Annotated in this window: 9 protein-coding genes; 6 read left to right on the top strand and 3 right to left on the bottom strand. The window is 71.5% G+C overall.

The window, feature by feature from the left end; genetic code table 11:
• The first annotated feature begins 129 nt into the window (after positions 1 to 129).
• The 3 genes from BLU79_RS38580 (at position 130) to BLU79_RS38570 (ending at position 2,704) form a co-directional block, all read left to right on the top strand.
• On the top strand, positions 130 to 681 hold the full coding sequence (locus BLU79_RS38580; RefSeq protein WP_093910682.1) for a DUF1707 and FHA domain-containing protein: 552 nt from the start codon (positions 130 to 132) through the stop codon (positions 679 to 681).
• Positions 682 to 818: 137 nt separating this feature from the next.
• Positions 819 to 2,189 (top strand): M14 family zinc carboxypeptidase, encoded by a 1,371-nt coding sequence (locus BLU79_RS38575; RefSeq protein ID WP_093910681.1) that lies wholly within the window; start codon positions 819 to 821, stop codon positions 2,187 to 2,189.
• Positions 2,186 to 2,704, top strand: a complete 519-nt coding sequence (locus tag BLU79_RS38570) for an SSI family serine proteinase inhibitor (RefSeq protein ID WP_093910680.1) — start codon at positions 2,186 to 2,188, stop codon at positions 2,702 to 2,704. The genes BLU79_RS38575 and BLU79_RS38570 overlap by 4 nt, the downstream gene beginning before the upstream one ends.
• 69 nt (positions 2,705 to 2,773) lie before the next feature.
• Here BLU79_RS38570 and BLU79_RS38565 read toward each other — a convergent pair whose 3' ends face one another.
• The 3 genes from BLU79_RS38565 to glgX form a co-directional block, all read right to left on the bottom strand.
• The gene (locus BLU79_RS38565; protein WP_093910679.1) at positions 2,774 to 4,024 is read right to left on the bottom strand and encodes a M14 family zinc carboxypeptidase; all 1,251 of its coding nucleotides are present in this window, start codon (positions 4,022 to 4,024) and stop codon (positions 2,774 to 2,776) included.
• 386 nt (positions 4,025 to 4,410) lie between these two features.
• A complete protein-coding gene (gene treY, locus BLU79_RS38555) occupies positions 4,411 to 6,783 on the bottom strand; it encodes a malto-oligosyltrehalose synthase (RefSeq protein WP_093910677.1) in 2,373 nt (790 codons plus the stop codon).
• Between the two features lie 106 nt (positions 6,784 to 6,889).
• Complete coding sequence (glgX, locus tag BLU79_RS38550; protein WP_093910676.1) at positions 6,890 to 9,034, bottom strand: glycogen debranching protein GlgX; 2,145 nt, start codon at positions 9,032 to 9,034, stop codon at positions 6,890 to 6,892.
• 181 nt (positions 9,035 to 9,215) lie between these two features.
• Between glgX and BLU79_RS38545 the strand changes: the two genes are divergently transcribed.
• From BLU79_RS38545 to BLU79_RS38535, 3 genes are all read left to right on the top strand, one after another.
• Complete coding sequence (locus BLU79_RS38545) at positions 9,216 to 10,028, top strand: Tat pathway signal sequence domain protein (protein ID WP_093910675.1); 813 nt, start codon at positions 9,216 to 9,218, stop codon at positions 10,026 to 10,028.
• 56 nt (positions 10,029 to 10,084) lie between these two features.
• Positions 10,085 to 11,413: a copper amine oxidase gene (locus tag BLU79_RS38540; RefSeq protein ID WP_093910674.1), complete on the top strand. Its 1,329-nt coding sequence runs from the start codon at positions 10,085 to 10,087 to the stop codon at positions 11,411 to 11,413.
• 103 nt (positions 11,414 to 11,516) lie between these two features.
• Positions 11,517 to 12,755: an SAV2148 family HEPN domain-containing protein gene (locus BLU79_RS38535; RefSeq protein ID WP_093910673.1), complete on the top strand. Its 1,239-nt coding sequence runs from the start codon at positions 11,517 to 11,519 to the stop codon at positions 12,753 to 12,755.
• The last annotated feature ends 32 nt before the right edge of the window (positions 12,756 to 12,787 follow it).

The following is a 12,787-nucleotide window of genomic DNA, read 5'->3' as shown; positions in this document are numbered from 1 at the left end:
CTTTTGAAGCTTCCCTTTTGTGGAAGGTGTCGCGGCCGGTGTTGTGGCCTGTTCCGTCGGGCACACGCGCGTGCCCGCCCTTTCCGCGTTTTCTGGACACCGGGGGTTCACTGACCGACAATCAGCACCGTGACGTCGTCCTTCGAGTTCAACACGTACCCCGCGCGGCTTTCCGACGCGGAGCGCGACAAGGCGCTGAAGGTGCTCCGTGACGGCGTCGCCATGGGTCGGCTTTCGCACGACACGTTCGTGCGGCGCATGGAACTCGCCCTCTCCGCCCGCCGTGTGGACGAGCTGGCCGTGCTCACCGCCGACCTGCCCGTCGAGAGCCGTGTGTCGCGTCTGGTCTTCGGCACCGTCGAGGCGATCTCCGGTTTCACCGTGCGACTGCGCCGGGCATGGCAGGCTGAGCGGCTGCCCAAGCTGCTGCTGCCGCACCCCGGGGCCGGTCATCCGCTGCGCATAGGGCGCGACCCCGCCAACGGGCTGCGGCTGACCCACGAGACGGTCTCCCGGGTGCACGCCGAACTGAGCCAACAGGGCGGCATCTGGGTTCTTCGGGACCTCGGCTCCACCAACGGCACGACGGTGAACGGCCGACGCGTCATCGGCGCCGTAGTGGTCCGTGAGGGCGACCAGGTCGGCTTCGGCCAGATGTCGTTCCGGCTCGCCGCGTACTGAGCCGAATCCCCGCCCTGGCCTTGGCTTCACCTGATGCTTGACCCAAGTCGCTTTGCCCTCTGTGGTGTTGACGTAGTCGTCAACTCGTGACTGACTGTGCGTACACCATGCACACCAGGTGAATCGACGGCACCACATTGTGGAGGTGTGCCCTGCCGCCACTCCTCCGCTACCCGACCGTCGACGAGCTCGGCGCCCGGGCGGCAGCACTCGTCGCCCGCCGTCCCCGTGACGCGCGGCTGCGCCGTATAGGGACGTCCCGCGCGGGCACCCCCCTGTGGCTGCTGTCCGTCGGCCACGGCACCCGCCAGGCCCTCGTCGTGGCCGGCCCGCACGCCAACGAACCGGTGGGCGGTGCGACCGTTCTGCGGCTGGCCGAACGGGTGCTCGCCGACCCCCGCCTGCACGAGGGCGCCGACGCGACCTGGAACCTGCTGCTGTGCCTCGACCCGGACGGCCTGCGCCGCAATGAGGGCTGGCTGCACGGCCCGTACGCCCTCGGCGGCTACTTCCGGCACTTCTTCCGGCCCGGCTTCCTGGAACAGCCCGAATGGCTGCCCGACGGCGCGGCCGCCGCCACGCTGCCCGAGACCCGCGCCCTGCTCGACCTCCAGGACGAACTGCGGCCCTTCCTCCAGTGCTCCCTGCACGGCGTCGACGTCGGCGGCGGCTTCGTCGAGCTGACCCACGACCTGCCCGGCCTCGCCCAGCGCGTCGCGCACTCCGCCGCACGCCTCGGCATCCCGCGCGAGCTCGGCCCCTACGACACCCTGTACTGGCCGGAACTCGGACCCGCCGTCTACCGGATCCCCAGGCCGCGCCGGGGCGATCTGGCCGCCGCCATCACCGAGGCGGCCGTCGAGTCGACGTGGTTCCATCCGTACCGGCACGGCACGGTCACGGCGGTCGTCGAGGCCCCCATGTGGGGCGTGGCGGCGGTGGAGGACGCCACCCGGCCCGCTGATGAGGAAACGGTCCTGCGCATGGTGAGCCACACCCTGCGCCACGACACCCGCGTCCTGGAGCGGCTGCTGGAGCGCCTGCGCCCGCACCTTCCCGCCGGACCGGAGACGGCCCGGCTGCTCGCCCCGGTGGACGACTATTTACTGGTCTGCCCCGGCCTCGCCGACACCTGGGACCCCGACGTCCCGGACACCGGCGGAGCCCACCCGCTGCCGCCGCTCAGCACCGCCCATCTGGCCGCACTGCGCATCGCCGGGCGGCGCCTCGCCCTGCGGACGGCCGGGCTGCTCCACCAGCTCGTGACGGCCGCCGGACGCGACCCGGCCGGAGTGATGCCGGAACTGGACGGCCTCCTGGACGAGTGGTGCGACGACTACCGGGACGGCTGCGGGGCGCGCTGGATACCGGTCGCGCGCCAGGTGGAGTACCAGTCGCGGGTCGTGCTCGCCACGTTCGATCTCGCCGGTCGGTACGCGCCCGCGTGCTCCCGTTCGGGTGAGTCCGGCTGGAATGCCGGGGCCGCCGTGCCGATGCATCGGGAATGACGCGAATCCTCACGAGGCGCTACCCCACCGGACACTCCCGCGCGACGAAGGCGGCACGGCTCGGCCTGTCGGCCGCCGCCACCCTTCTGGTCCTCGGCGCCGCTCCGGCGCCCGCGGCCGCGCACGACCCGCTCCTGGAGCCGGGGCCGACCCGCTGGCTCTTCCTCACGATCACCCCGGGCGACGGCGGACGCGGCGTCACGCGCGGCGAGGGCGGACACGCCGGCACGCGCGGCGAGGGCGGGCACAGCCGCGGCATCCTCCTCTCGTGCGACCCGCCCCAGGGTCACGAACGCGCGGTCGAGGCCTGCGCGGAGCTCGAGAAGGTGGACGGCGACGTCAGCCGGCTCCAGGGCCTCCAGCCCAAGAACACCTTCTGCCCGATGATCTACGCGCCGATCACCGCCCACGCGCGCGGGACATGGGGCGGACGAGCCGTCGAGTACCGGGAGACCTTCTCCAACTCGTGCGCGCTGACCGCGCGGACGGGTTCGCTGTTCACGCTGGACGGCTGACACGGTCGGTCGAGCCGATACGGCGGCCCGCCCGCGCCGCACCGTCCACCTCGCGCCGAGCGGTCCGTCTCACGCCGCTCGGTCGCGTGCGTGCAGGGCCGCCGCGACGACCGTGCGGGACTGGTGCTCGACCTGGTGCTGCAGGGGCACCCACCGGGCGCGGAAGCGTTCGGCGAAGGCGTCGCTCCAGGTCGACACGAGGTGTTCGAGGCGCGGCGCCGCGCGGTCGTCGGTCTCCTGCAGGACACGCAGCAGCATGGCCGCCGCCCGCAGCGGCAGCCGGCGCCCGAAGGCGTCCACGCTCCCGACGTACGCCCTGGTGTCGTCGGCGGGCGGCGTGTGCATCCAGTCGGCGGCCAGTCCCGGCACCAGCTCCAGCGCCCACTTCGAGGCCCGCCACAGGGGCCCGTCGACGCCGTCCAGGCGGGGGAGCGCCTCCGCCAGCACCCGCTCCACCTCCAGCGCGTCCCGCAGCAGCCGGCCCCCGAGCCACCGCAAAGCCCTGGCCGGGTCCGGATGCGGAGCCGGATCGTCCACCAGGTCGCTCGCCCACATCGGCACCTCGACGACCGCGGTCAGCCCGCCGTACCGATGCACGTGGTACCAGGTGCTGCTGCGCGCGTCGTCCGGCATGCTCGGATACGCAGCGCCCGCGCCCGGCGCCGGCATCACATGCACGCCGGGTCCGGCCGCGGGCCAGCCCGCCGCGTCGGAGGCGCCGGTCTCCACCGGGATGTGCAGCTGGGCCGCGGACTTCGCGAACGGCTCGGCGAGCCCGGGGACGTCCCTCGTCAACTGCACCCAGCTGCCGCCCAGATCGGTGCCGTGCAGGGTCACCTGGAGGTAGGGGCGCAGTTCGTCGATGACTCGGGTCAGCGCGCGGGTCTCCGGCGGCAGCCGGTCGGGCGGCAGCGCGGCCGGTGCCCACTCCGGCTGCTCCGAGGCCGCGGGCCGGAAGAAGCCGAGGTGGTACTCGAACAGGCTGCGGGGCGCCGGGGTGACATGCAGGCTCGCCCCGTCCGGGTCCGCGCACAGCAGGAAGTGCCAGGAGATGTCGGCCCGCAGGTCCCCCTCGTGCAGGACGCGTTCGGCCACCGCGAGGAGCGTGGAGCTTCCCGTCGGCTCGTTGGCGTGTGCGCCCGCGACCACCAGGACGGCACGGGAGGCATGGCCGATGGACAGCAGATGGAGGGGTCTGCCGCCCCGTGAGGTCCCCACCTGTCTCAGCGTGCACAAGCCGGGTCGGTGAGCAGCCAGGGCTCGGGCGGACAGGATCATTTCGGCAAGGGTGGGGTAGCGCAGCTCCGGCAGGAGACTCACCCCCGTCACGTCCGCCCTGCTTCGCAATCCGCAGTACCCCACGGTCTGGTTGACGTGTCAAGGAGTTCACCGGGGAGGCTCCAGGGGGCGCCCAGTTGCATTTACTGCCGGCAGGTAAGGGCGGGCGGCGTCAGAGGGTCCGCGACGTCCGCCCGGCCGCGCCACGAGGGCGGCCTCCGCGCCTCAGGAGTGACGGAACGAGGCATACGCCCCACCGATCACCGCCCGTCCACCACCAGGAGAGACATCGGAGCGGGACGCCCTGTACGCGTCGCCGCTCGTCACCATGCGCAGGCCGTCCGGCACGAGCGCCGGGAGCGCGCGCGGGTACGAGCCGGTCGTCGGAACGACGCCACGGCGCGCGGTGCAGTCGTACACGCCCGGCACTACGTCGCCTCCGTCCGCTCCTCCGCGCCGACCCGCTCCAGCAAGGCCACCGGCAGCCGCTCGAAGAGCTCCTCCACGCGCGCGTGCCCGGTGAACTCCCGCTCCGGAGCCAGCACATCGGCCCAGCGCCCCGGCGGCAACGGCAGCAGCGTGTCGCGCCAGCCGCCCGCCCGGGCCAGCCGCAGCGACAGCCGGGTCACGGCGGTGACCACCTCGCCGGAGCGTACGAAGGCCGCACAGTGGGCGGCAGCCGGGCCCTCGGCGGTCAAGGGCGCGTACGACGCCGAGTCGCCGAACACGTCGGGGCGCCGCCTGCGCAGTCGCAACGCGGCCGCGGTGATCGCGCCCTTGGCACCCGGCCCCTCGTGAGGGAACCGCACGGCCCGCCGGTTGTCCGGGTCCACCAGCGCCCGGTACTCGCCCTCGGTGCCCTGGTAGACGTCCGGGACCCCCGGCATCGTGAGCTGGGCCAGGGCCATGCCGAGCATGTTCGCCCGGATGTGCGGCTCCAGATCGCTCCGGAAGGCGGCCACGCGCGCGTACGGCGCCCCACACGGCCCCGCTGCGACGAACGCCGCCACCGCCTCCTCGTACGGCGGCTCCTGCTCCGTCCAGCTCGTGAACAGTCCCGCCTCGCGCACATGCTTCAGCAGGGCGCCCTGCACCCGTTCGACGGCCGCCTCGCCCAGCCCGAACACCGTCTGCCACGCGGCCCACGCCAGTTGCGCGTCCGGTACGCCCTCACCGGCGCGCGTCACCTCCGTCAGGACGTCCGCCCAGCGCTCCGGGCACTCGGTGAGCACGGCCAGTGCGGCCCGTACGTCGGCACTGCGCTTGGTGTCGTGCGTCGACGCGACCGTCCCCGCCGCGGGCCAGTCACGCTGCACGCGCGCGCAGTACGCGTGGAACTCGTCGGGCGAGAGCGCGGGGCTCCCCGGGTTGCCGCCCACCTCGGTCGCCGACAGCAGCGGCACATAGCGGTAGAACGCCGTGTCCTCCACGGACTTGGCCCGCAGCGCCGACGCCGTCTGCGCGAACCGCGAACGGAACTCCCCCTGCTCCGGTCCGTCACCGGCCCGCCCGAGCACCAGGTCGCGCACGATGTCGACCGCACCGGCCTCCTCGGGCACGACGAAGGCGAGCCGGGCCTCCGCGGCGGCCTCCTCGGTGACCACGCGGGCCGCGTCGCCGGAGGCGTACGGCCGGTAGACGTCCAGCCGGACGAGGAGTTCCTGCAGCGCGGTGCGCAGCGCCCAGGGCGCGCGGTCGCGCAGCGCCGGCTCCGGGGACGTCACGCACACGCGGTTCGCCACCCGCGTCAGCCGGTCGATCTCCGCCGCCAACTCGTGCGTGAGCACCTTGTACGCCGCCCGCCGCACCGTCGCCTCCCAGTCGCCGCCCCGGTCCGTCTGCGGGGCCGCGAACCGTCGGTACTGCCCCAGGAGGTCCCCGAAGCCCGCCGGGTCGGTGAAGAGGCCGTCCACGTGCCGCAGGGCGTCGTAGCCGGTGGTGCCCGCGACGGGCCAGGAGGCCGGCAGATGCTCCCCGTCCGAAAGGATCTTCTCCACGACCGTCCAGCGCCCGCCGGTCGCCTCGTGGAGGCGCCGGAGATATCCGTCGGGGTCGGCGAGGCCGTCGGGATGGTCGATGCGCAGCCCGTCGATCACGCCCTCGTGGAGCAGCTGGAGGATCTTGGCGTGCGTGGCCTCGAACACCTCCGGGTCCTCGACCCGCACCCCGATCAGCTCCGAGATGCTGAAGAACCGCCGGTAGTTGAGCTCCGTACGCGCCAGCCGCCACCACACCGGCCGGTACCACTGCGCGTCCAGGAGCTGTGGCAGCGGCAGCTCCTCGGTGCCCTCGCGCAGCGGGAACACATGGTCGTAGTAGCGCAGGGTGTCGCCGTCGACCTCCAGGCGGGCGAGCTCCTCGCCCAGCGGTTGCCCCAGCACCGGCAGCAGCACCTGGCCGCCCTGCGCCTCCCAGTCGATGTCGAACCACCGCGCGTACGGCGACTTGGGGCCCTCCCGCAGCACCTCCCACAGGGCGCGGTTGTGGCGCGGGGCCATGGCCATGTGGTTCGGCACGATGTCCACCACGAGGCCCAGGCCGTGCTCGCGCGCTGTGCGCGCCAGTGCGCGCAGTCCCTCCTCGCCGCCCAGTTCCTCGCGCACGCGCGCGTGGTCCACGACGTCGTAGCCGTGCCCCGACCCCGGCACCGCCTCCAGGACGGGGGACAGGTGCAGATGCGAGACGCCGAGCGAGGCCAGATACGGCACGGCCGCGGCCGCGGCTGCGAACGGGAAGGCCGGCTGCAGCTGCAGCCGGTAGGTGGCGGTCGGCACCATCGGGTCAGGTCGCTCAGGTGTCATGCAGAGCTACGTACCCGCCCTGCCGCCCAACGCGTCATCGACCCCGCCACGTGGGCCCACGCGCGTGTGCCCGACGCGAGCGGCGGGCACACGCCGACGCACCGACCTAGACCGGCCGCTGCAACACGGTCAGGCTCCGGTCCACCAACGTCAACCGGTCCCCGGCCTGCACCTTCGCTCCCGTCCCCGGCGGCACCCCGTCCGTGCGGGCGGTGTCGACGACCACCTGCCACTGACGGCCGTGGTTGATCGGCACGACGAAGTCCAGGGTCTTGGGGGAGGCGTTGAACATCAGCAGGAAGGAGTCGTCGGCGATGCGCTCCCCGCGCGAACCCGGCTCCGAGATCGCGTTGCCGTTGAGGAATACCGTCAGCGCCGACGCCTGCGTCCGGTCCCAGTCCCGCTGGGTCATCTCCGTGCCCTCCGGAGTGAACCACGCGATGTCCGACAGATCGTCGTGCGTACCCTCCACGGGCCGGCCGTGGAAGAAGCGCCGCCTGCGGAAGACGGGATGGTCGCGCCGCAGCCACACCATCGCGCGCGTGAAGGCGAGCAGCTCACGGGACAGGCCATCCGCGGACTCGCCGTCCTCGCCCTCCCCGGCCTCCGGCCACGCGACCCACGCCAGCTCGCTGTCCTGGCAGTACGCGTTGTTGTTGCCGCGCTGCGTGCGCGCGAACTCGTCGCCGTGGCTGATCATCGGCACGCCCTGGGACAGCATCAGCGTGGCGATGAAGTTGCGCATCTGACGGGCGCGCAGCTCCAGGACGGCCGGGTCGTCGGTCTCGCCCTCCGCCCCGCAGTTCCAGGACCGGTTGTGGCTCTCGCCGTCCCGGTTGTCCTCGCCGTTGGCGTGGTTGTGCTTGTCGTTGTACGCGACGAGATCGTGCAGCGTGAACCCGTCGTGGCAGGTCACGAAGTTGATGGAGGCCAGCGGGCGCCGGCCGTCGTCCTGGTACAGGTCGGACGAGCCCGTCAGCCGGGACGCGAACTCCGCCAGCGTGCGCGGTTCGCCGCGCCACAGGTCCCGTACGGTGTCGCGGTACTTGCCGTTCCACTCGGTCCACAGCGGCGGGAAGTTGCCCACCTGGTAGCCGCCCTCGCCCACGTCCCACGGCTCGGCGATCAGCTTCACCTGGGAGACCACCGGGTCCTGCTGCACCAGGTCGAAGAACGACGACAGCCGGTCCACCTCGTGGAACTGCCTCGCCAGGGTGGCCGCGAGGTCGAAGCGGAAGCCGTCGACGTGCATCTCGGTGACCCAGTAGCGCAGCGAGTCCATGATCAGCTGGAGGACGTGCGGGGACCGCATGAGCAGGGAGTTTCCGGTGCCCGTGGTGTCCATGTAGTAGCGCGGGTCGTCCGTGAGGCGGTAGTAGCGCTGGTTGTCCAGGCCCCGGAAGGACAGCGTGGGGCCCAGGTGGTTGCCCTCGGCGGTGTGGTTGTAGACCACGTCGAGGATGACCTCGATGCCGGCCTCGTGCAGCGCCCGCACCGCCGACTTGAACTCCAGGACCTGCTGGCCGCGGTCGCCCCAGGAGGCGTAGGCGTTGTGCGGGGCGAAGAAGCCGATCGTGTTGTAGCCCCAGTAGTTGTTCAGGCCCATGTCGACCAGCCGGTGGTCGTTCACGAACTGGTGGACCGGCATCAGCTCCAGCGCCGTCACGCCCAGCTCGGTGAGGTGCTCGATGACCGCCGGGTGCGCGAGGGCGGCGTAGGTGCCGCGCAGCTCCTCCGGCAGCCCCGGGTGCCGCATCGTGAGGCCCTTCACATGGGCCTCGTAGATCACCGTGTGGTGGTACTCGGTGCGTGGCCGCCGGTCGTCGCCCCAGTCGAAGTACGGGTTCACGACGACCGACGACATCATGTGCGGCGCCGAGTCCAGGTCGTTGCGCTGGTCGGGCCGGTCGAAGTGGTAGCCGTACACCTCCTCGCCCCAGCGGATCGCGCCGCTGATCGCCTTGGCGTACGGGTCGAGGAGCAGCTTCGCGGAGTTGCAGCGCCGGCCGCGTTCGGGGGCGTAGGGGCCGTGCACCCGGAAGCCGTACCGCTGCCCCGGCATGACGCCCGGCACGTACGCGTGCCGCACGAACGCGTCGCTCTCCCGCAGTTCCACCGCCGTCTCCGAGCCGTCGTCGTGCAGCAGACACAGCTCTACTCGGTCCGCGGCCTCCGTGAAGACCGCGAAGTTGGTGCCGGCGCCGTCGTAGGCGGCACCGAGTGGATATGCCTCTCCAGGCCAGACCTGCATGGACACGACTCTTTCAGCTCGGGCCCGCCGTCGGGGGCGCCTTGACGTCGAGTCTCCCCGAAAGTGATGGAACCACCTATGACTTACGTCCCTCTTACCGGGCGACCAGGCATACGCGGTATGCCGAACCAGTGGGGCAGACACGTACTCCCGGGGATGTTGGGGGGAGTAAGGGGACGATGTGCGCAAGATAGTGCACCGCCATCTGGGCAAGGTGGTGGCAGGTGCGGCCATCGCGGTGGCCGGAACAGCCGTGATGGTCGGGATCACCCTGCCGGGGACGGCGGGGGCCGACACCACGGGAGGGACCGACGGCAGCGGCCAGTCCGCGCAGCAGGCGGCTCAGGGGCAGGACGGCGCCGCCGCCGTACAGCCCGGCGTGGTCGAGGAGGCGCCCGCCGAGGGCGACCGCGGCAAGGGCAGCGACCCGCTGACCGACGACGAGATCGCGCGGGTCGAGAAGCTTGCGGTGAACCGGCAGCTGTTCAACGGGAGCGAGAACGTCAGGGGCGCGCGCGGCCCGCAGCGGATCGACACCCAGCTCGCCGAGCCGGAGGCCGACGAGGTCGACGACGTGAACGCGCCCCGGCGCGCCGAGGTGACCGTCTACGACTACCGGGACGACACCCTCGTCACCCGGACCGTGAACCTCGACACGGGCAAGGTCGAGCACACCGCCACGCAGCGCGGTGTCCAGCCGCCGCTGAGCCGCTCCGAGGAGGCCGAGGCGGCCAAGCTGCTGATCGCCGACCCGCTGGGCGCGGGTCTGAAGGCGGACTACAAGGACGCCACCGGCAAGGAGCTCACCTCCCCGGATCAGCTACAGCTGAACAGCATGGTGTACAAGGCCAACCCGGGCGGGTCGGCATCGGTCGAGAAGTGCGGCGAGCACCGCTGCACCCGACTGTTCCCGAAGATCAAGAACGGGTCGTGGGTCGACCTCCGGGACTTCGTGATCGACCTGAGCGCCCGCAAGGTGATCCGGCTCGGCTGAGCCGACCTCCGTTCACTTTTCCAACCCTGCACCTCCTGTAAGGGAGTCACTTCTTCATGCGCGTCAACAGAATCAGCCGTGCCCGCAGGCGGGCGGCCCTCGGCCTGTCCCTGGCCGCGCTGGCCGCCGGCGCCACGACCGGAGCGGGACCGGCAGCCGCCCAGCCCAAGGCCGCCGCCGCCCCGACGCCCAACTGCAGCGCGGCGTACCGCATCGAGCAGAAGCTCTCCACCGGGACCACCTGGCGGATGTGCTGGCGCTTCAACAGCACGGCCGGGGTCATGCTGGAGGACATCTCCTACCAGCCGCCCGGCGAGGCCAAGCCGATCAAGGTCCTCAACAGCGCCAAGCTCGCCCAGATCCATGTGCCCTACGACGACGGCGACTCCGAGTTCAACGACGTGACGGAGTACAACTTCGGCAACGGCCTGCTGAACATGAAGCCCGCCGAATGCCCCGGCGGCACCATAAAGACGGTCAAGGTCCGCGAGCCCGCGTACTCCGCCTCACAGGACGTCAAGGGCCTGTGCGCCACGACCCGTGCGCGCGGCCACGCGTACCACATGCAGACCGAGCCGATGAACGGCGGAATCGGCAAGACCTACCAGGCCCAGGGCAAGGACCTGCTGCTCTACACCATCAACAAGGTGAGCTGGTACGAGTACATCACCGAGTGGCGCTTCTCGGACGACGGCACGATCAGCATGAACGTCGGTGCGACCGGCAGCCTCGCGCCCGAGGACTACGACGCCGGTGACGGCCGCGGCTGGCCCATCGGCAAGGGCGCCAAGGACTACGCCGACAGCCACAGCCACAACGTCTTCTGGCGGCTCGACTTCGGCCTGGACGGCTCCTCCAAGACCCGGGTCGAGCAGTACGACTCGAAGGTCAGCCCGGCGGCGGGCGACCGCGGGCCGACCAACAAGACGACCCTCACGAAGGTCACCAAGGAACTCGCGGGCGACGCCAAGAACATGCGCTGGTGGCGGATGGTCAGCGCGACGGGCAAGAACAAGGACGGACACGCGCGCAGCTACGAGCTCGTGCCGGGCGCCACGACCAAGTTCCCGGGCCGTCCCTTCACCGCGCACGACGTGTACTTCACGGAGTACAACAAGTGCGAGCAGTACGCGAGCGGCAACCTGGGCGCGTGCGGTGCCGGACACCCCAAGGACGTCGACAAGTGGGTCAACGGGCAGTCCCTCACCCACCCCGTGGTCTGGATGAACGTGGGCTTCCACCACATCGTGCGGGACGAGGACCAGCAGCCGATGCCGGTCCACTGGCAGGGCTTCTCCATCGCCCCGCGGGACGTGACGGCTATGAATCCGCTCACTCCGGCGGACCTCAAGGACATCAATGGCCATGTCGGCCGCGATAGTTGAGAATCCCTCTTGTCCATCCGGCTGCACCGCCGACCGCTCCCGGAGTACCCTTCCTTGATCGTTGGGACGGGGAGTGCTCGGGGGAGCGGAAGGCGGTGCGCGGGTGGGCTCGGGAGGGCTGGAGTTGCCCCCTGGTGACGAGGGTCACGAGGGGAACTCCACAGAGGTCCCGCCCGGCACGGTGTCCCTGGCCAGGCCGATGGAGACCAGCTCCATCGGCCCGGAGCTGGACTGGGACACCGACGCCTGGCGCGAGGTGCGTACGCGCGCCCAGCGAGCCGGCCGGGCCTACATCTGGCTGAACCTCGTCGAACAGCGGCTGCGTGCTGTCGTGGCCGCTGTTCTGCGTCCCATCTACGAACCCGTCCACGGCGACGACTGGGTCGTGGCGGCGGCCGGACCGGCCGGCCAGGAGTGGGTGCAGCGCGCGGTCGCCGTCCGCGAGGTCAGCCGCCGCAAGGGCTACCTGCTCGACCCGGCCGACGACAACGTCCTGAGCTTCCTCACGCTGCCGCAGTTGCGCGAGCTGATGGTGCAGCACTGGCCGTGCTTCGAGCCGTACATCGACGACCGACGGGACGTCGAACTCGTGCTGGACGAGCTCGAAGTGACCCGGAACGTCGTCTCGCGCAACCGGGCCCTGTCCGAGGCGGTCCTGAACCAGGCGGAGCGGGCCTCGGCCCGCCTGCTGGAGATCCTGGGTTCGAGCGGCGACGTGCCGTCGGCGCGCCGGCTGCCCATCGACGCGGTCGAGGACCTGGTCGGCGACCGGTACGCCGACGTGGTCGCCGTGCACCCCGACCGGGTGCGGCTGTTGCGCCAGTTCCCGGCCGAGGACATCTTCGGCGGCGCGCGCCGGCTCGACGCCATCGGCATCGGTCTCAACCTGCTCGTGCAGAACTTCTCCGGGCGGCGCCTGGTCCGCCTCGCCGAGTCCGGCTGCCGGGTGCGGCTGCTGTTCCTGAACCCGGCCTCCAGCGCCGTCAAGCGGCGCGAACGCGAACTGGGCATCAAGCGGGGCGAGCTGAGCCGCGCGGTCGAGATGAACATCCTGCACATGCGTCGGGTGCGGTCCCGGCTGCGGGACCCGGGCGCCTTCGAGATCCAGGTCTTCGACGAGACGCCCCGCTTCACGGCCTACCTCGTGGACGGCGACGGCTCCGACGGCATCGCGGTCGTGCAGAGTTATCTGCGGCGGACGCGAGGCCTGGAGGCGCCGGTGCTGGTGCTGCGCAACGGCAGCCGGGTGGTCAAGTCGGACGAGATCGACGAGAGCGGGCTCTTCCCGACATATCGCGAGGAGTTCGAGCTCATGTGGGCGGATTCGCGACCCGTGTCCTGAACTGTCCCGCCGGGGAGTCCGTTCGGCCGCGG

It is taken from the genome of Streptomyces sp. cf386 (assembly GCF_900103585.1).
In the GTDB taxonomy this organism is placed as follows: Bacteria; Actinomycetota; Actinomycetes; order Streptomycetales; family Streptomycetaceae; genus Streptomyces.
The sequence above is the reverse complement of the archived record's forward strand: the minus strand, read 5'-3'. Positions and strand labels throughout refer to the sequence as shown.

Coding starts and splice junctions, on each gene's coding strand:
- BLU79_RS38570 (WP_093910680.1), top strand. CDS start 2,186: ATGACGCGAATCCTCACGAGGCGCTACCCCACCGGACACTCCCGCGCG.
- treY (WP_093910677.1), bottom strand. CDS start 6,783: ATGACACCTGAGCGACCTGACCCGATGGTGCCGACCGCCACCTACCGG.
- glgX (WP_093910676.1), bottom strand. CDS start 9,034: ATGCAGGTCTGGCCTGGAGAGGCATATCCACTCGGTGCCGCCTACGAC.
- BLU79_RS38540 (WP_093910674.1), top strand. CDS start 10,085: ATGCGCGTCAACAGAATCAGCCGTGCCCGCAGGCGGGCGGCCCTCGGC.